This is a genomic window from Cellulosimicrobium sp. BMG9.23 (assembly GCF_059159985.1).
Genome location: NZ_JBZGBZ010000002.1, coordinates 344,038 through 362,096, shown reverse-complemented (window position 1 = coordinate 362,096; position 18,059 = coordinate 344,038). Strand labels below are relative to the sequence as shown.

Sequence of the window (18,059 nt, the reverse complement as noted above, 5' to 3'; positions counted from 1 at the left end):
CGGCCTGTTCAGGCGGGCGTCAGCAGGTCGTGACCGACGACGGCGTCGAGGCTGAGGGTGCGGTAGCCGTGCGAGGCGAAGAGCACCGTCACGCGGTCGCCCTCGTCGTTCTCGTCACCGGCGTCGTACCCCATGACCGTGCCCTCGCCGAACTCGGCGTGCCGCACCGCGGAGCCGGTCGGGAACGGCACAGCGTCGTCGTCGACGACCCGTTCCGTCGCCGTGCCCGCCCAGCACGTGTCGCAGCGCCCGCACGGCTCGGCGAGCTCCTCGCCGAGGTAGGCGAGGAGGAACTGGCGGCGGCACTGCGCGGTCTCGGCGTACGCGCGCATCATGTCGAGGCGCGAGTCGTCCACGCGTCGTCGGTCTTCGGCGAGCTCGACCGCGGCGTCGGCGACGGCAGCAGGTCGCGCGTCCGGGCCCAGCAGCGCGCGGGCGTCGGTCACGAGCGCCCGCAGGCGTGCCAGGCGGCGGGGGAGCCGCCCGCGTGAGGAGGCGGCGTCGTCGGCGCCACCCGCCTCCGCGCGAACCAGCGCGCGCGCCACCTGCAGCACGTCTTCGCGATCCGGCACCCCGACCCGGAAGTAGCGCTGGAGGACGAGGTCCTCCGGCCGGTAGAAGAGGACGGCGACGGCCGGCTCGCCGTCGCGGCCCGCGCGACCCACCTCCTGGTAGTAGCCGTCCGGCGAGCCGGGGACGTCGGCGTGGACGACGAACCGCACGTCCGGCTTGTCGATCCCCATGCCGAACGCCGACGTCGCGACGACGACGTCGACCTCGTCCTCGGTGAACCGGCGCTGGGCCGCCTCGCGCTCGGCCCGCCGCATGCCACCGTGGTACGCGGCGGTCCGCAGCACCTTCCCCGTGCTCGCGTCGGCGAGCGCCTCGGCGAGCTCGGTGGTGTGCCGGCGCGTCGCGACGTACACGATGCCGACGCCGTTCCCCGCCTCCTCCCGCACGCGCTCCACGACGGCGCGCCGCTTGTCGGCGTCCTCGACCGCCCGCACGACCTCGAGCGCGATGCCCGGGCGGGCGAACCCGCGGACGATCACCGCGGCGTCGTGCAGGTGCAGGCGGGCCGCGACGTCCTCACGGACGGGAGGCGCCGCGGTCGCGGTGAGCGCGAGGACGCGCGGGCGCGGGTCGAGGGTGTCGATGCGCTCGCCGAGCCGCAGGTACTCCGGCCGGAAGTCGTGGCCCCACACGGAGACGCAGTGCGCCTCGTCCACGGCCACGAGGCTCGGGCGGGCGGCCCGCACGGCGTCGAGGACCTCGTCGTTGGCGAGCTGTTCGGGCGACAGGAAGAGGAAGTCGAGCTCCCCGGCAGCCGCCGCCTCGAGGGCTGCTCGACGCTCGGCGGCGGGCACCGCCGAGCTCACGGCCGCCGCGGCGGCGTCTCCCTCGCCCAGCTCGAGCAGCGAGCGCACCTGGTCCTGCTGGAGCGCGATGAGCGGCGAGACGACGAGCGTCGGCCCGGGCAGCTCGAGGCCCGGCAGCTGGTAGACGGCGGACTTCCCGGCGCCCGTGGGCAGCACGAGGAGCACGTCGTGGCCGTCGAGGAGCGCGGAGATCGCCTCCGCCTGGCCGGGCCGCAGCCGCTCCCAGCCGAACACGTCGCGCGCCGTGGCCCGCACCTCGGCGAGCGTCGGCGCGTCGGGCGTTGCCGCGCCGTCGGTCGCCTCCTCGGGCTCCCCGTCGGTCACCTCGTCGGTCACCTCGTCGGTCACCTCGCTGTTCACGGGCGCGGCACGTTGCGCAGGTTCGCGCGCGCCATCGACACGACCTCGCCCATCCCTCCGCCGAGAACCTCCTTGCTCATCGCGACGGCGAACCCGCGGACCTGGCCCGCGGTGATGTTCGGCGGGATCGACAGGGCGCGAGGGTCGGTCACGACGTCGACGAGCGCGGGGCCGGGCCGGTGCAGCGCGTCCTCCAGGGCGCGCCGGAGGTCACGGGGCTTCTCCACGCGGACCGCGGGGATCCCGATCGCGTTCGCCACGGCTGCGTAGTCGACCTGCGGCGACTCGGTGCCGAACATCGGCAGGCCGTCGACGAGCATCTCGAGCCGCACCATCCCGAGGCTCGCGTTGTCGAACAGGACGACCTTGACGGGCAGGTCGTACTGGCGGAGCGTGACGAGCTCGCCGAGGAGCATCGAGAGGCCGCCGTCGCCCGCCATCGCGACGACCTGGCGGTCGTGACCGGCGTCGCGTGCGGCGGCCGCGGCCCCGATCGCGTGCGGCAGGGCGTTGGCCATCGAGCCGTGCAGGAACGAGCCGACGATGCGGCGTCGACCGTTCGGCGTGATGTACCGGGCGGCCCAGACGTTGCACATGCCCGTGTCGACGGTGAAGACGGCGTCGTCCGCGGCGACCTGGTCGAGGACGTCGGCGACGTACTCCGGGTGGATGGGCGTCGTGCGCTCGACCTTCTTCGTGTACGCGCCGACGACGCCGGTCATCGCCTTCTCGTGCTTGGCCACCATCTGGTCGAGGAACCTGCGCGACCGCGCCTTCTTCACGAGCGGGAGCAGCATCCGCACGGTCTCGCCGACGTCGCCCACGACCGCGAGGTCCAGCCGGGTGCGACGCCCGAGCCGCGTGGGCTCGACGTCGACCTGCGCGGTGCGGATCTCGGCCGGCAGGAACTGGTCGTACGGGAAGTCCGTGCCGAGCAGGAGCAGCAGGTCGCAGTCGTGCATCGCGTCGAACGCTGCGCCGTAGCCCAGCAGGCCCGACATGCCGACGTCGAACGGGTTGTCGTACTGGATGAACTCCTTGCCGCGCAGCGAGTGGCCGACGGGCGCGGCGATCTTGTCGGCGAGGGCGAGCACGTCCTCACGCGCGTGGCGCACGCCCGCGCCGGCGAAGATCGTCACCTTCTTCGCGGCGTCGATCGCGTCGGCGAGCTGCTGGACCGACCCGAGGTCCGGGACGATGCGCGGGCGCGGGGGGCGGCACGCGACATCCGGCACCGCGGCCGGGGCGTCGAGATCCGCGACGTCACCCGGGAGGGTGAGGACCGCGACGCCCGGTGCGCCGAACGCGTGGTGGATCGCGGAGTTGATGACGCGTGGCGCCTGCTCGGCGCTCGAGATCATCTCCGAGTACACGGAGCACTCGGTGAAGAGCCGATCGGGGTGCGTCTCCTGGAAGAACCCCGTGCCGATCTGCTTGCTCGGGATGTGGCTCGCGATGGCGAGGACCGGGACGCGCGACCGGTTGGCGTCGTACAGGCCGTTGATGAGGTGGAGGTTGCCGGGCCCGCACGAGCCCGCGCACACCGCGAGCTCGCCCGTGACCTCGGCCTCGGCGGCGGCCGCGAACGCCGCCGACTCCTCGTGCCGCACGTGCACCCACTCGATGCCCTTGCCCGCGTTGTCGCCGGTGTTGGACCGGTGCACGGCGTCGACGACGGGGTTGAGGCTGTCGCCGACGATGCCGTAGATCCGGCGCACCCCCGCCTCGATGAGCTGCGCGACGAGCAGGTCCGCGACCGTGCGGTCGCGCTTGTCCTGCGGGGAGCGACCGATTCCGAACGGCATGACGTACCTCCACGGGTGGGGACGGGTCGTCCTCCATCGTGCGTCGGGCCGCGGTCGGACGCAGCGCGAACCCGTGCGGGGAGGCGTCGGGTGCGTCACGTCGTCGTGCGGGCGTCGAAGCGGCGCCGGTACTCCGAGGGTGACGTGCCGAAGGCGGCGGCGAAGCCCTGCCGCAGCGTCACGGCGCTGCCGAACCCGCACGTCGTCGCGACCTGGTCGATGGGCAGGTCCGTCGACTCGAGGAGCCGGCGCGCCTCGTCGAGCCGGCGCGAGCGGACCCAAGAGGCCGGGGTGGTGCCCGTCGACGCGTGGAACGCGCGGATGAAGGTGCGCCTGCTCATGTGCGCCGTGGCGGCGAGCCGCTCGACCGTCAGCGTCTCGTCGAGGTGCTCGATCGCCCAGGCGACGACGCGGGAGACCGGGTCGTCCGAGGCGTGCGCGGGCACGGGGCGCTCGATGTACTGCGCCTGCCCGCCCTCGCGGTGCGGCGCCACCACGAGCTGGCGCGCCACCTGGTTGGCCGCGGCAGCGCCGAGCCGGCGGCGGACGAGGTGCAGGCAGGCGTCGATCGCCGACGCGGTCCCGGCCGAGGTGAGCACGTCGCCGTGGTCGATGTAGAGGACGGACGCGTCCATCGCGACGTCGGGGTGGCGGCTCGCGAGCATGTCGACGGCCTGCCAGTGGGTCACGGCCTCCCGGCCGGACAGCAGGCCCGCGTCGGCGACGGCGACCGCGCCGAGGCACAACCCGGCGACGGTCGCGCCCCGGGCGTGCGCGCTCGCGAGCGTGCGCCGCAGCGTCGTCCCGGCGGGCCGTCCGTCCTCGAACCAGGACGGGACGACGACGACGTCGGCGTTCGCGGCGGCGGCCGGGCCCCGTACCTCGCCGAGCCGGTAGCCCTCGGCCGTGCGGACGGACCCGGCGCGGTCGGAGAACAGCACCGTCTCCCAGGAGGCGATCCCCTGCCGTGACACCTCGTCGAAGACCATCTGCGGGACGGAGAGGTGGAACATCGTGACGCCGTCGAACGCGTAGACGGCGATGCGCAGCGGCGGTCCAGAGGTTGGCACCAATCCATCGTAACGATGCACGCGTGCCAATGGCGGCGAGGGTCTGGGGGCGCGAGGATCGACGAGTCGCCCCGAGGCGACGTCCCCCGAACCCAGGAGCACCCGCCATGACCACCCCGCGCCGCGCCCTCGTCCTCGTCGACGTCCAGCAGGACTACTTCGGCGGCCCCCTCGAGATCCAGTACCCGCCGCACACCGAGTCGCTGCCCCGGATCGCCGCGGCCATCGACGTCGCCACCGCAGCCGGCATCCCGGTCGCCGCGGTGCAGCACACGGCGGGCCAGGGCGCGCCGGTGTTCGACCCGACCGCACCCGGCTTCCAGCTGCACCCCGAGGTCGAGAGCCGCCGGACGGACGCGTGGAAGTCGGTCGTGAAGCAGTACGGCACGGTCTTCGCCGGGACGGACCTGCTCGACTGGCTCCGCGCCCACGAGGTCGACACCGTGACCCTCGTCGGCTACATGACCAACAACTGCATCCTCGCCTCCGCCGCCGAGGCCGAGACGCACGGCCTGACCGCCGAGGTGCTGTCCGACGCGACGGGGGCGATCAACATCGCCAACGACGCCGGTTTCGCGGACGCCAAGACGGTGCACACCACGCTGCTGACGCTGCTCGCGTCCAACTTCGCCGCGGTCGCCGACACCACCACGTGGTCGGACGCCGTCGCCGCAGGCGAGCCCCTCTCCAAGAGCGACCTCGGCACGTCCGCCGTCGTCGGCGCACAGCGCGCCGCGCAGGGCTGAGGTGGGGCGCCCGCCGAAGAGCTCAGGCGGGCCCGTGCGCGCGGTCGCCTCCGACGAGGGCTGCGACCTCGGCCTCTCCGCGCGCCGAGAACGGTGAGCGACGGCGCTCGACGGCGCGGGCGGCGTCCTCTGTCACGAGCTCGGCGTTGATCTGCGCGCCGGCCATCACGCCGGCCGCCGCGGACGCCCCCACCATCGCCGAGAGGTCGCTCGTGTTGCCCGCGGCCCAGACGCCGGGCAGCGCCGTCGCACCGCGCGCGTCGACGGGGACGAACCTCCCACCCATCGGGTGGTCCTCGAGCGTGCCGCCGAGCTGCTCGAACAGCTCGCCGCGTGCGACGAAGCGCGGCGCGACGGCGATCGCGTCGACGGGGAACCGGGTGCCGTCGTCGAGGACGACGCCGCGCAACCGAGCCGCCTCGTCACCGTCGGGGAGCCGGTGCACCTCGAGGCGGGCGACCCGCCCCTCGACCACGCGCACCCCGAGCGCCGCGAGCTGCTCCCACGTGGCGTCGTCGGGCGCGGGTGCCGTGTGGAGGAAGAGCGTGACGTGGTCGCTGAGCTGGCGGAACAGCAGGACCTGGTGCACGGCGGCCGGGCCGGTGCCGAGGACGCCGATGTGGCGGCCGCGGACCTCGTACCCGTGGCAGTAGGGGCAGTGGACGACGTCCCGGCCCCAGAGCTCGCGCACGCCCGGGACGTCGGGCAGCTCGTCGACGAGGCCCGCGGCGAGAAGGATGCGGCGGGCGCGGACCGTCGTCGGGCCCGGCTCGCCGGACGAGCCCGGCACGGGTTCGACGTCGACGACGAAGCCGTCACCCTCGCGCCGGACCGCGACCGCCCGGCCGGGCCGGACCTCCGCGCCGTACGACGCCGCCTCGCGCCGACCGGCGGCGAGCAGGTCGTGCGGCGCGATCCCCTCGCGCCCGAGCAGGTTGTGCGCTCCCGCGGCGGGGGCGTTGCGCGGTTCGCCGGCGTCGATCACGACGACGGAGCGCAGCGAGCGCCCGAGCGTCACCGCCGCGGACAGGCCGGCGGGGCCGCCGCCGACGATGACGACGTCGTAGGTGGTGGTGGACGAGGTGGTGGTCATGGTTCTCCTCAGCAGCGGATCGGTGGTCGCTGAGTGCATGGAACAGTCGCGAGAATCGGCCTGGACGGCGACTATTTCATGCACTCAGCGGAGGGGGCGGCGGGCGGCCCAGACGATGCGGCCGCCGCGCGCGCCGACGGTGTGCTCGGCGGGTTCGCCGGCCGGGTCGGTGGGGTCCGCCGGGGCCGTCGCGGCGAGCACCGCGTCGAGCGCGGCGAGGTCGTCCGGGTCGAGGTGCTCCGCGAGGTGCTCGCGCTGACGCGACACGGTCGCGCGCGCCCAGCGCGTGACGTCCGGTCCCGGCTGCACGACGGCGGTCGGCTCGCGGCGCTCGACGAGGTCCAGCCCGGCGTCGGTCAGGTACGGCGACCAGTCGGGGTAGCGGTTCCAGCCGGCCTGGGCCAGGGCGCTCTCGAGGTGGGCGGCGAGGTCGGGGTGCGCGACGCCGTCGGGCAGGACGGGCGACGTGGCCGTCATCTCGACGACGACCAGCAGGCCGCCCGGGACGAGCGCGTCGCGGACGTCGCGCAGGACGCGCGCCGGGTCGGCGACGTGGTGCAGCGACGCCGAGGCCCACACGACGTCGACGCCGCGAGACACCTCGCCGCCGTCTCGTGCGCCGCCGGGCGCCGCGCCGAGGTCGGGCCAGGCGGTGTCGAGGTCGGCCTCGACGGTCCGCACGCGCCCCTCGACGCCCGACCCGTTGAGCCGCGCACGCAGGCGCTCGAGCATCGTCGCGTCCGCGTCGACCGCGACCACCTCGGCCTGCGGGAACGCGCGGGCGAGGGCGCGCGTCCCGGTGCCCGTGCCGGCACCGAGGTCGACGACCGTGCGGGTCGGCTCGGAGGAGAGCGAGACCGCCACGTCGACCGCGTCGGCGAGGAGACCGGCGAAGACTCGCGCATCCAGGTCGAGGAGCTCTGCCAGGCCGTCGCCCCCGTCGTCGAGGTGGTGGCTGTGGCTGTGGCTGTGGCCGTGCTCGTGGCCGTGGCCGTGCTCGTGGTCCGGCGCGGCGTGCGGTCGGGCGGAAGAGGTCATGTCCACTACGGTAGTCGAGCCATGCGTTGAGGGCATAGGCTCTTGCGCATGACGCAAGAAGTCGACCTCGACGCCGTCGTCCGGCAGCGGATCCGCGGACTGCGCCTCGCGCGCGGCTGGACGCTCGACGCGCTCGCGGCCCGGTGCTACCTCAGCCCGTCGACGCTGAGCCGCATCGAGACCGGGGGCCGCCGCATCGCGCTCGACCAGCTCGTGCCCATCGCGCGGGCGCTCGGCACGACCCTCGACCAGCTCGTCGAGCCGGTCGACGACGAGGACGTCGTGATCCGGCCCGAGCCCGACCGCCAGGAGGGCGTCACGACATGGCTCCTGTCGCGCGAGCGCGCGGGGGCCACCGTGGCGAAGATGCGCATCACCCCGGAGCGGCCGGTGGGCCCCGAGCACCAGCGCGTGCACCCCGGCCACGAGTGGTTCACCGTGCTCTCCGGGACCGCGATCCTCTACCTCGGCGAGCGACGCGTCCTCGTCCAGGCCGGGCAGGCGGCCGAGTTCTCCACGATGGTCCCGCACTCGTTCGGCGCGCACGACGGCCCGGTCGAGATCCTCACGATCTTCGACCACGACGGCGAGCGCGCCCACCTCCGGGACGCCCGCCACGGAACCACGGCACCGTCGCCGCCGGACTGACGGGGCCGCCGTCGGGCACCTGCCGAACCCGGGGTTGCACGGCGCCGTCCCGTGCCGAACCCCGGGTTATGAGTCGTTCGGGCCGTTCATGGGCGCATAACCCGGGGTTCGGCAGGAGCGGTGGCCCGACGGCGCACCGGTGGCCCGACGGCGCAACGGTGGCCCACGGCGCGAGGCCCTCAGGCCGCGGGCGCGACGTCCTCGCGCGCGGCACTGCGCCGCAGCGACCGCAGCGCCGCGAGCGCCAGCACGACGGCGAGCAGCGCCGCCGCGACGACGACCTCGAACCCGGCGTGCGCGCCGGCCGCGTCGATGCGCGTCCCGGCGACGGACGATCCGATCGACACGCCCACGCCGAGCGACGTCCCGACCCACGCGAGACCCTCGGTGAGCTGGTTCGGTGCGACGAGGTTCTGGACGAGCCCGTTGCCGTTGATGAGCGTCGGCGCGATGGCGAAGCCGGTCACGAACATCACCGCCGCGAGCACGGGCAGCGACGTGACGAAGAAGAACAGGCTCACGCCGACGCCGAGGCCCACGATCCCGAGCACGAAACGCCGCCACAGCGGCGAGACCCAGTGCCGCGCGCCGTAGAACAGCCCGGACAGCAGCGAGCCGGACGCGAACACCGCGAGGATCAGCCCGGCGGCGCCCTGCTGGCCCTGCTCCTCGGCGAACGCGATCGTCGACACGTCGGTCGCGCCGAACACGATGCCCATCGCGACGAAGATCACGGCGAGCACGATCATCCCCGTCGACCGCATCGCCGACCGCTGCTTGACCCCCGGCTCCGGCACGACGACGGCCGGTTCCGTCCCGCGCTGCGACAGGAACCACAGCCCACCGACGACGGCCGCGACGAGCGGCACGAGCAGCCCGGCGGACGGGAACACGGCCGTCGCGAGGATCGTGGCGAGCACGGGCCCCACGACGAACACGAGCTCGTCGAGCGCGGACTCCAGGGAGTACGCGGTGTGCAGGCGCCGGGGGTCGTCGAGCACGTGGGTCCACCGCGCGCGGACCATCGACCCGTACGAGCCCTGCGTGCCGCCGGCGATCGCCGCGAAGACGTACAGCGTCCACTCGGGCGTCCCGAGCACCGCGCACAGGATGAGCCCGCCGAGCCCGAGGGTCGTCGCGGCGAGCAGGGGCAGCATGACCTTGCGCTGGCCGACGCGGTCGACGAGCCGCGCGATCTGCGGCGAGAAGATGGCCTGCACCACGATCAGCACCGCCGCGACGCGGCCGGCGAGGGCGTACTCGCCATAGATCCCCTGGATCATGAGGATCGTGCCTATGCCGACCATGGACATCGGCAGGCGGGCGACCAGTGCGGCGGCGGAGAAGCGCCACGCGCCGGGAACGGTCAGGACCGCCCGGTAGGGGTTGCGCGACGTCGGGGCCTCGAGGGCCGCGACGCCGCGCTCGTCACTGGGGTCGTCGTCCTCCGGTCCGGCCGGGGAGAGCGAAGGATCCTGCACCACCGTCCCAGTGTCGCACCGGGTGCCCGCATCGTGGACGATGGGAGCCATGAGCCAGGACACAGACCCGCAGACGATCGAGGTCGTCGACATCGGCGACCGCTTCGAGGCCCGCACTCCGGACGGCGTCGTCGCCGGGTTCGCCGAGTACGTGAGGGAGCCGGGACGGGTGGTCTTCACGCACACCGAGGTGGATCCGGTGTTCGAGGGCCGGGGCGTCGGGTCGGCGCTGGCCGCCGGTGCCCTCGACCAGGTCCGCCGGTCGGGCGAGCGCGTCGTGCCGCTGTGCCCGTTCATCAAGACCTACATCGCGCGCCACCCCGCGTACGAGGACCTCACGCACCGCTGAGCCCGGATGCACGACGGCGAGGGTGCGGTCGTCCCGCACCCGCGCCGTCGTGCTCGTCCGGGGAACCCTGCGGTCGCCGGGGCCCGGACGTCGTCAGGAGATGGTGCCGGTGCCCGAGCCCTCGAGGCGCTCGTCGTGCAGGAGCTCGCCCTCGGCGTCGACCGGCGTGATGACCGACTCGAACGTGATCGGCGACCCGGGCTGGTACGGGAAGTTCTCGCCGTACGAGTAGGTCTGGCCCGTGCCGAACGTGTAGACGGACGGGTCACGGAAGGCGTCCTGCGCGAGGCCGCTCCGGTTGACGCCCTGCGCCTCGGTGAGGTCGAAGTCCGTGACGGAGTCCATGCCCTGCAGGTAGGGCCAGTCGTCGTAGCGCGCGCTCGTGTTGACGAGGCTCGAGCCGAGGTCGATCGGCTCGCCCTCGTTCGTGACGACGTAGTTGACGAAGACGATGTCGTCGCCCACGGCGATGATCGGCTCGTTGTTCTCCGGGTCCACGAAGTTGCCGGTGTCCGTGGCCTGGGCGACGCTCACCTGGTAGACGTCGACCCGCACGTCGCCCACCGTGTAGCTCGAGATCTGCTCGCCGGGCGTCCTGACCGGGTCCGCCCAGTCGGGCTGCTCGCCGTCGGCCGCGGCGGTCTCCTCGGTGGCCTCCGCGTCGACCTCCTCCGCGTCCTCCACCTCGGCCGGCTCCTCCGCCGTCGTCTCCTCGGGAGCCGAGGTCTCCGGTGCGGCACCGCCGACGTTGATGGTGCACCCCGTCAGGCCGACGGCGAGCGCGGCCGCGACGGTGAGACGGGTGACGGTACGGACGGGACGCATGGGATCTCCGGGAGCTCGTGGGGGTGGGCCGCACGGACCCTACCCGGAGGCCGGTACCGGCATCGATGGGGACCACTTCCCGTCCGCCGGCTTCCCTCCCCGGCGCGAACACGACCTGAAGGACGGAAAGGGCTCCAGAACGACCTTCAGGTCGTTCTCGGCGGCGGCGGGACTACTGCGCGAGGGCGGCCGAGACGACGTCCTTCGCCTCGGCCTGGACCTGCGCGAGGTGCTCTTCGGACACGAACGACTCGGCGTAGATCTTGTAGACGTTCTCCGTGCCCGACGGCCGCGCGGCGAACCACGCGTTCTCGGTCGTCACCTTGAGTCCGCCGATCGCCGCGTCGTTGCCGGGCGCGCTCGTCAGCTTCCCCGTGATCTCCTCGCCCGCGAGCTCGGTCGCGGTGACCTGCTCGGGCGAGAGCTTGCCGAGCGTCGCCTTCTCCTCCAGCGTCGCGGGGGCGTCGACGCGCGCGTACCAGGACTCGCCGTACCGATCGACGAGGTCGCGATGGTGCTCCGACGGCGACCTCCCCGTCGTCGCGAAGATCTCCGACGCGAGCAGCGCCAGGAGCAGGCCGTCCTTGTCGGTCGACCAGACGCGGCCGTCCGTGCGCAGGAACGACGCGCCCGCGGACTCCTCGCCGCCGAACCCGACCGAGCCGTCGAGCAGCCCGGGCACGAACCACTTGAACCCGACTGGAACCTCGATCAGCCGGCGCCCGAGCCCGCCCGCGACGCGGTCGATCAGCGCCGACGACACGAGCGTCTTGCCGATCGCCGCGTCGTCGCTCCACCCGCCCCGGGCGCCGCCGTAGAGGTACTCGATCGCCACGGCGAGGTAGTGGTTCGGGTTCATGAGCCCGGCGTCGGGCGTGACGATGCCGTGCCGGTCGGAGTCGGCGTCGTTGCCCGTCGCGACGTCGAACGGCGCGCCGCCGTCGCCGCTCGCCGCGTCACCGGTCATGCCCGAGACCAGCGACGCCATCGCGTACGGCGACGAGCAGTCCATGCGGATCTTGCCGTCCCAGTCGAGCGTCATGAACGACCACCGCGGGTCGACCTGCGGGTTCACGACCGTGAGGTCGAGCCCGTACCGCTCGCCGATCTCGCCCCAGTACTCGACCGACGCGCCGCCCAGCGGGTCCGCGCCGATCCGAACGCCCGCCGCGCGGATCGCGTCGAGGTCGACGACGTTCACGAGGTCGTCGACGTAGGTCGTGAGGTAGTCGTGCTTGTGGACGTGCTCGGACTCGAACGCCTGCGTCAGCGAGACGCGCGGGACGGCGCCGACGCCGGTGCGCAGGAGCTCGTTCGCGCGGTCCGCGATCCAGCCGGTCGCCTCCGACCCGGCCGGCCCGCCGTGCGGCGGGTTGTACTTGAAGCCACCGTCGCGCGGCGGGTTGTGCGACGGCGTGACGACGATGCCGTCCGCGACGCCGGGGCCGACCGTGCGGACGCCCTCGGACGTCGCGGCGCCGTTGTGCAGGAGGATCGACTGCGAGACGGCGGGCGTCGGCGTGAACGAGTCGCGCGCGTCGACGTACGTCTGGACCTCCGCGGCGACGAGCACCTCGAGCGCGGTCTGCCACGCGGGGAGCGACAGGGCGTGCGTGTCGCGGCCGATGTACAGCGGGCCGTCGGTGCCCTGCGACCGGCGGTACTCCACGATCGCCGCCGTGATCGCGACGATGTGCGCCTCGTTGAACGCGTGGTCGAGGCTCGACCCGCGGTGGCCCGACGTGCCGAACACGACCTTCTGCGCCGGGTCGTCGACGTCGGGGGCGAGGTCGTAGTAGGCGCCGACCACGGCGTCGACGTCGATGAGGTCGCTGGGCTGGGCGGGTGTGCCGGCGCGGGGGTCCATGGGGACGATCCTGCCAGGGGTGGTGCGTGCACGTCAGCCGGGACGGCCCACCGGTCTCAGCGTGTGGCGGCGGCCCGGTCGATCGACATCTCGACCGCGTCGAGCAGGCGGTCGAGGTTCGTGTCGAACGGACCCTGCGGGGCGTCGAAGCCGCCCGCGACGTAGATGCGCGTCATGGTCGGGTACCGCTCGACGTCGAACCAGTCCTCCCAGAACGAGCCGAGCGTGTTCCAGTACTCGTCGCTGCCGTCCTGCTCGGACGACTCCGCGATCGTCGCGCGCGCGAGCCCTTGCACGTAGTTGTCGACCAGCGCGAGCGTCTCCGCGACCCGGACCTCGCCCAGACCGGTGTCGACGATCGTGCGCAGCCCGGCCTCCTGGGCGTCGAGCACGTGCGGGGCGAGCGGCGCCCGCCACATGTTGGTCTGCAGGATCCACGGGTGGCGCAGGTAGAGGTTCCACATCTCGTGCGCGTACTGCGCGAGCGCCCGGCGCCACGGGTCGCTGGCCGTGGGCAAGTCGAGCTCGGAGTAGGCCCGGTCGATCATGAGGTCGACGAGCTCCGTGCGCCCGGGGACGTAGGTGTAGAGGGACATCGCGCCGACGCCCAGCTCGGTCGCGACCCGGCGCATCGACAGCGCGTCGAGCCCGCCCTCCTGCGCGACGGCGATACCCGCCTGCACGACGTCGTCGAGCGTGAGGCGGGGCTTTCGTCCGCGCGTCGCGGGGACGGGCGGGTCCCACAGAAGCGCGAGCCGCCGAGTCACCTCGGGCGTGCGCACGATCTCGTCGTTGACCGCTCGCGCGTGCTCGGCGGCCGCGACCGCGCTCGGGAGTCCGGCCTCGGCCGCCGCGACGACGCCGCGCGGGCGGCACGGATCCTGGGCGTCCGGCGCCTCGAGCGAGGTGTGCGGGGTGCCCGACGGCGCGTCGTCGGGTGCGCGATCGTCGGTGCGGTCGGTCGTCACGTGCGTATCCTCCCCGACTTCTCCTGGCGGGTCCGCCTCGGATCCCGGACGCCCTATCGGCCTGCCTCTTCCCGTACACCGTATGCTAACGTGGTCGAGTCAATTTCGGTACGGCGTACGAAAGGGTGGCTCCGGTGATCCGAGCCCGTGGCCTGACCAAGACCTTCCACCGCAAGAAAGAGGTCGTCGAAGCCGTCAAGGGCATCGACGTCGACGTCCGCGAGGGCGAGCTCGTCGCGTTCCTCGGTCCCAACGGGGCCGGCAAGTCCACGACCCTGAGGATGCTCACGAGCCTCCTCGAACCGACCGCCGGGACGGCCGAGGTCGCCGGCTACGACGTCTCGAAGCACCCCGCGCGCGTCCGTTCGCGCATCGGCTTCATCGGCCAGGGCAACGGGGGTGGCTACTCCTACCGCGTGCTCGACGAGCTGCACAACCAGGGCCGCTTCTACGGCCTCCCTCCGGCCGAGTACGCGCGGCGAGCGGCCGACCTGCTCGAGGCGCTCGACCTCGGCGGGCTCGAGAAGCGCACCGTGCAGTCCCTGTCCGGCGGGCAGCGGCGGCGTCTCGACGTCGCGCTGGGCCTCATGAACCACCCGCCGCTGCTGTTCCTCGACGAGCCCACGACCGGGCTCGACCCGCACGCGCGCGCCAACCTCTGGGAGCACATCCGGGCGATGCGCGAGCGGTACGGCATGACGATCGTCCTCACGACGCACTACCTCGACGAGGCCGACGACATGGCCGAGCGCGTCGTCGTCATCGACCACGGCGACATCATCGCCGACGCCACGCCGGACGACCTCAAGCGCGACCACGCGGACGACCTCATCACGCTCGCCGTGGCCCCGTTTCCCGGCGACGGACCCGCGCAGGCCGCGCCCGCGGCGTCGGGCACCACGGGGCTGCCCGCCGGTGCACCGGCAACCGTGCTGCCCGACGACGCGGCCCGCGTCCGCGCGGCCCTCGCCGAGGACGCGGAGCGGGCGGAGGTGACGCCCGGCGCGGACGGGGGCCTCGCCGTCCGGATCTCCACGACGCACGGCGCCGACCGGCTGCCCGAGGCGATCGAGGCGCTGCGTGTCGCCGGGTTCGCCGTGCGCTCGGCCGAGCTGCGGCAGGCGAGCCTCGACGACGTGTTCCTCAACCTCACCGGACGCAGCCTGCGAGAGGAGGCGGCGTGATGTCGACCAGGACCGACGTGTCAGGAGCACAGGCCACCGGGGTGACCTCCGGCCCTGACGCCACCCCGCGGACGGGGGCCGCGAAGTTCTTCGCCGACACGTGGGCGGTGTTCACGCGCGAGATCCTGCTCGTGCTGCGCGACCCGTTCACGCTGATCTTCTCGCTCCTGCAGCCGCTGATCTTCCTCGGGCTGTTCGGGCCGCTGCTCACCGGCGCCGTCGGCGGGTCGTTCGGGGGAGCGGAGGGCGCGAGCACCGCGGACACGCTGCAGTGGTTCGTGCCCGGCGTGATCGTCATGATCTCGCTGTTCGGCACGTCCATGAGCGGCTCGAACCTGCTCTACGAGATGATGACCGGCTCCTACGAGCGGGTCCTCGCGACGCCGCTCGACCGTTCGGCGATCCTCGTCGGGCGTGCGCTCAAGGAGTTCGCGCCGCTCGTCGTGCAGGGCCTGCTCATCGCGCTCGTGTGCGTGCCGTTCGGGTTCACGCTGTATCCGCTGCACCTGCTCGTCGGGCTCGCGCTGCTCGGCCTGTTCGGCATCGGCGTCGGTGCGCTGTCGATCGCGCTGGCGCTCGCGGCGAAGAACCGCGAGTGGCTGTTCTGGGGCGTGCAGCAGTCGCTGCTGTTCCCGCTGCTCATCCTGTCCGGGATGATGCTGCCGCTCGAGGCCGGCCCGGCGTGGATGCGCACGGCCGCGCTGTTCAACCCGCTCACGTACATCGTGGACGCCGAGCGCGCGCTGCTCGCCGGCCGGTTCGCGGACACCGACGTGCTGTGGGGCTTCGTCGCCGCGGCGGTGACGTGCGCCGTCGGCCTGTGGGTCGGCATCCGGCGCACGCGGCGCACGGTCTGACGGGTACCTGACGAGCACGTCCGGCGCCTCGGCCGGTGCCCAACGGGTGCCGACCGGGGCGCCGCTGCGTTCAGCGCGTGAGCACCACGAGCCGCTGCGTCGCCCGCGTCATGGCGACGTAGCGGTCGACGGCGCCCTCGATCCCCTCGCCGAACGACTCCGGGTCCACGAGGACGACGAGGTCGAACTCGAGCCCCTTCGCCAGCTCCGGCGTCAGCGAGCGCACGCGCGGCGTCGCGGCGAACGTCGGGTCGCCGATCACGCACGCGGTGCCCTCGGCGTGCTCGGCGAGCCAGCCGTCGAGGATCGCGTCGCGCTCCGCGGCGGGTGCGTGCAGGACGGGCACCCCGGTGCTGCGGACCGACGTCGGCACGTTGGCGTCCGGGAGCGCGGCGCGGATGACCGGCGCGGCCTCGGCCATGACCTCTTCCGGCGTCCGGTAGTTGATGCTGAGCGATGCGAGCTCCACCCGGTCGAGCCCGACGCGTCCGAGACGCTCCTCCCACGTCTCGGTGAACCCGTGCCGGGCCTGGGCACGGTCACCCACGACGGTCAGGCTCCGCGACGGGCAGCGGTCCAGGAGCATCCGCCACTCGGCGTCGGTGAGCTCCTGCGCCTCGTCGACGACGACGTGCGCGTACGGGCCGGCGAGCAGGCCGGGGTCCGGCGGCGGGGCCGACCCGTCGACGAGCGCGTCCTGCAGGTCCTGCCCGCGCAGCATCGACATGACGAGGAGCTCGGAGTCGTCGGCGGCGACGAGGTCGTCGACGACGTCCGCCATGCGCCGCCGCTCCTCCGCGACGGCCGCCTCGCGCCGGCGACGACGTCGCGACGCCTCCGGGTCGCCGAGGCGCCGACGTGCGGCGTCGAGCAGGGGCAGGTCGGCGAGGGTCCACGCCTGGGGCTCGTCCCGCTGGAGCGCCCGCACCTCGTCGGCCGTGAGCCACGGGGCGCACAGCCGCAGGTAGGCGGGGACGGACCACAGGTCGGCCACGAGGTCGGTCGCCTCGATCAGCGGCCACGCCCGGTTGAACGCCGCGCCCAGCTCGCGGTCCTGCGCGAGCGCGCGGCGGACCTGCTCCGCGGCGACACCACCGCCGTCGGCCGTCTCGTCATTGGGCTCGGCGACGACCTCGTCTGCGGCCCCCTCGCCGACCCCTTCGACGATCTTGTCGACGAGGATGCCGAGGAGCGCGTGCCAGACGTCGTCGCGCGCCTCGTTGTGCGGGGTGCCGGGCTCGGGCGCCTCGAACGCCTCGGTCCAGTCGGCGGTGCTCACCCACACGTCGCCCCACGGGGTTTCGACCTCCATCCCCTCGGTCGGCGGCCGCTCGGAGAACGCGACGGCCGGCTCGATCGCCCGGACGAGCTCGACGGAGGCCTTGAGCCGCGTGGCCTCGGGGTCGGTCTCGGGCCGGGCGCTCGCCCCCTCGGGCACGAGGTCGCGCAGCGTGCAGGTCTGCACGCCCTCCTCGCCCAGGCTCGGCAGGACGTCGGCGACGTAGGCGAGGTAGGGCTGGTGCGGTCCGACGAACAGCACGCCGCCGCGGCGGTGGCCGAGGCGCGGGTCGGAGTACAGCAGGTAGGCGGTGCGGTGCAGGGCGACGACGGTCTTGCCCGTGCCGGGACCGCCGTCGACGACGAGCGCGCCGCGCGACCCCGCACGGATGATCGCGTCCTGGTCGGCCTGGATCGTGCCGAGCACGTCGCGCATCCGAGGCGAGCGGCTGGTGCCGAGGCTCGCCACGAACGCGGACTGGTCGTCGAGCGCGACGTTCCCCTCGAGGCCGTCGGGCGTGAACACCTCGTCCCAGTAGTCGCTCACGCGGCCGCGGGTCCAGCGGTAGCGGCGGCGGCTCGCGAGGCCCATCGGGTCGGCGTGGGTCGCACCGAAGAACGGCTCGGCCACCGGCGATCGCCAGTCGACGAGCAGCCGGCGGTCCGCGCCGTCGGTGAGGCCGAGGCGCCCGACGTAGACGGGCTCGGAACCGTCGGCCGGGACCATGCGGCCGAGGCACAGGTCGAGCCCGAACCGGCGCAGCGTGCGCAGGCGGCTGGTCAGGCGGTGGACCTCCTGGTCGCGGTCCAGCGCCGCCTGGCCGTGGCCGCCCGGGGCGCGGCGGGCGGCGTCGAGGCGCTCGGTGAGGTCGGCGACCTGCTCCTCGAGGGTCGCCGCGATGTCGGCGAGGTGGCGCTCGTCGTCGGCGACCAGCGCCGGGTCGGCCTTGGCGGAGAGACGCGCGGGGAGGTCGAAGGCGCTCGTGGCGAGAGGGTTCACGGGACTCCGTTCGTCGGGCCGGTCGGCCAGCGGGATCCCGCAAGTCTGAGCGCCCAGGGGGGCCTTGCCGCAAGACCCCCTGTGCGCTATACGTTGAGAAGGGAGGGGATC

General features: G+C 73.7%; 15 protein-coding genes. 5 read left to right on the top strand and 10 right to left on the bottom strand.

The genetic code is table 11. The features are described from left to right. Window positions 1–8: 8 nt before the first annotated feature. From AC4H2G_RS03715 to AC4H2G_RS03705, 3 genes are all read right to left on the bottom strand, one after another. Window positions 9–1,739, bottom strand: a complete 1,731-nt coding sequence (locus tag AC4H2G_RS03715) for a RecQ family ATP-dependent DNA helicase (RefSeq protein ID WP_494364403.1) — start codon at window positions 1,737–1,739, stop codon at window positions 9–11. After that, on the bottom strand, window positions 1,736–3,544 hold the full coding sequence (locus tag AC4H2G_RS03710; RefSeq protein ID WP_494364402.1) for a pyruvate dehydrogenase: 1,809 nt from the start codon (window positions 3,542–3,544) through the stop codon (window positions 1,736–1,738). The genes AC4H2G_RS03715 and AC4H2G_RS03710 overlap by 4 nt, the downstream gene beginning before the upstream one ends. Before the next feature lie 95 nt (window positions 3,545–3,639). After that, window positions 3,640–4,614 carry a GlxA family transcriptional regulator gene (locus AC4H2G_RS03705; RefSeq protein ID WP_494364401.1) on the bottom strand — a complete coding sequence of 325 codons (975 nt, stop codon included), beginning with the start codon at window positions 4,612–4,614 and terminating at the stop codon, window positions 3,640–3,642. A gap of 107 nt (window positions 4,615–4,721) precedes the next feature. On the opposite strand from AC4H2G_RS03705, the gene AC4H2G_RS03700 reads away from it, so the two are divergent. Beyond that, window positions 4,722–5,360 carry an isochorismatase family protein gene (locus AC4H2G_RS03700; RefSeq protein ID WP_494364400.1) on the top strand — a complete coding sequence of 213 codons (639 nt, stop codon included), beginning with the start codon at window positions 4,722–4,724 and terminating at the stop codon, window positions 5,358–5,360. A 22-nt stretch (window positions 5,361–5,382) separates the two neighbouring features. Here AC4H2G_RS03700 and AC4H2G_RS03695 read toward each other — a convergent pair whose 3' ends face one another. Then, the gene (locus AC4H2G_RS03695; RefSeq protein WP_494364399.1) at window positions 5,383–6,453 is read right to left on the bottom strand and encodes an NAD(P)/FAD-dependent oxidoreductase; all 1,071 of its coding nucleotides are present in this window, start codon (window positions 6,451–6,453) and stop codon (window positions 5,383–5,385) included. A gap of 84 nt (window positions 6,454–6,537) precedes the next feature. After that, window positions 6,538–7,491, bottom strand: a complete 954-nt coding sequence (locus tag AC4H2G_RS03690; RefSeq protein ID WP_494364398.1) for a class I SAM-dependent methyltransferase — start codon at window positions 7,489–7,491, stop codon at window positions 6,538–6,540. Window positions 7,492–7,539: 48 nt separating this feature from the next. On the opposite strand from AC4H2G_RS03690, the gene AC4H2G_RS03685 reads away from it, so the two are divergent. Beyond that, window positions 7,540–8,139 (top strand): helix-turn-helix domain-containing protein, encoded by a 600-nt coding sequence (locus AC4H2G_RS03685; protein WP_494364397.1) that lies wholly within the window; start codon window positions 7,540–7,542, stop codon window positions 8,137–8,139. A 179-nt stretch (window positions 8,140–8,318) separates the two neighbouring features. Here AC4H2G_RS03685 and AC4H2G_RS03680 read toward each other — a convergent pair whose 3' ends face one another. Then, a complete protein-coding gene (locus tag AC4H2G_RS03680) occupies window positions 8,319–9,623 on the bottom strand; it encodes an MFS transporter (RefSeq protein WP_494364396.1) in 1,305 nt (434 codons plus the stop codon). A gap of 46 nt (window positions 9,624–9,669) precedes the next feature. Here AC4H2G_RS03680 and AC4H2G_RS03675 point away from each other — a divergent pair, with 46 nt between their 5' ends. After that, window positions 9,670–9,969, top strand: coding sequence for a GNAT family N-acetyltransferase (locus AC4H2G_RS03675; protein WP_494364395.1), 300 nt, complete (start codon window positions 9,670–9,672; stop codon window positions 9,967–9,969). Window positions 9,970–10,062: 93 nt separating this feature from the next. Here AC4H2G_RS03675 and AC4H2G_RS03670 read toward each other — a convergent pair whose 3' ends face one another. The 3 genes from AC4H2G_RS03670 to AC4H2G_RS03660 form a co-directional block, all read right to left on the bottom strand. Beyond that, window positions 10,063–10,794, bottom strand: coding sequence for a hypothetical protein (locus tag AC4H2G_RS03670; protein WP_494364394.1), 732 nt, complete (start codon window positions 10,792–10,794; stop codon window positions 10,063–10,065). A 172-nt stretch (window positions 10,795–10,966) separates the two neighbouring features. Next, window positions 10,967–12,661, bottom strand: a complete 1,695-nt coding sequence (pgm, locus tag AC4H2G_RS03665) for a phosphoglucomutase (alpha-D-glucose-1,6-bisphosphate-dependent) (protein WP_494364393.1) — start codon at window positions 12,659–12,661, stop codon at window positions 10,967–10,969. Window positions 12,662–12,717: 56 nt separating this feature from the next. Beyond that, window positions 12,718–13,629, bottom strand: coding sequence for a TetR/AcrR family transcriptional regulator (locus AC4H2G_RS03660; RefSeq protein WP_494364392.1), 912 nt, complete (start codon window positions 13,627–13,629; stop codon window positions 12,718–12,720). Between the two features lie 134 nt (window positions 13,630–13,763). On the opposite strand from AC4H2G_RS03660, the gene AC4H2G_RS03655 reads away from it, so the two are divergent. Together AC4H2G_RS03655 and AC4H2G_RS03650 are read left to right on the top strand one after the other, a co-directional pair. Next, window positions 13,764–14,813, top strand: coding sequence for an ABC transporter ATP-binding protein (locus AC4H2G_RS03655; protein WP_494364391.1), 1,050 nt, complete (start codon window positions 13,764–13,766; stop codon window positions 14,811–14,813). Beyond that, entirely contained in the window at window positions 14,813–15,670 is an 858-nt protein-coding gene (locus tag AC4H2G_RS03650; protein ID WP_494364390.1) for an ABC transporter permease, read from the top strand. The genes AC4H2G_RS03655 and AC4H2G_RS03650 overlap by 1 nt, the downstream gene beginning before the upstream one ends. Window positions 15,671–15,740: 70 nt before the next feature. Here the strand turns inward: AC4H2G_RS03650 and helR are convergent, their stop codons facing one another. Next, the gene (gene helR, locus AC4H2G_RS03645) at window positions 15,741–17,948 is read right to left on the bottom strand and encodes an RNA polymerase recycling motor ATPase HelR (RefSeq protein ID WP_494364389.1); all 2,208 of its coding nucleotides are present in this window, start codon (window positions 17,946–17,948) and stop codon (window positions 15,741–15,743) included. Between the last annotated feature and the right edge of the window lie 111 nt (window positions 17,949–18,059).

Coding starts and splice junctions, on each gene's coding strand:
- AC4H2G_RS03650 (WP_494364390.1), top strand. CDS start 14,813: ATGTCGACCAGGACCGACGTGTCAGGAGCACAGGCCACCGGGGTGACC.
- AC4H2G_RS03695 (WP_494364399.1), bottom strand. CDS start 6,453: ATGACCACCACCTCGTCCACCACCACCTACGACGTCGTCATCGTCGGC.
- AC4H2G_RS03685 (WP_494364397.1), top strand. CDS start 7,540: ATGACGCAAGAAGTCGACCTCGACGCCGTCGTCCGGCAGCGGATCCGC.
- AC4H2G_RS03690 (WP_494364398.1), bottom strand. CDS start 7,491: ATGACCTCTTCCGCCCGACCGCACGCCGCGCCGGACCACGAGCACGGC.
- AC4H2G_RS03670 (WP_494364394.1), bottom strand. CDS start 10,794: ATGCGTCCCGTCCGTACCGTCACCCGTCTCACCGTCGCGGCCGCGCTC.
- AC4H2G_RS03675 (WP_494364395.1), top strand. CDS start 9,670: ATGAGCCAGGACACAGACCCGCAGACGATCGAGGTCGTCGACATCGGC.
- AC4H2G_RS03700 (WP_494364400.1), top strand. CDS start 4,722: ATGACCACCCCGCGCCGCGCCCTCGTCCTCGTCGACGTCCAGCAGGAC.
- pgm (WP_494364393.1), bottom strand. CDS start 12,661: ATGGACCCCCGCGCCGGCACACCCGCCCAGCCCAGCGACCTCATCGAC.
- AC4H2G_RS03710 (WP_494364402.1), bottom strand. CDS start 3,544: ATGCCGTTCGGAATCGGTCGCTCCCCGCAGGACAAGCGCGACCGCACG.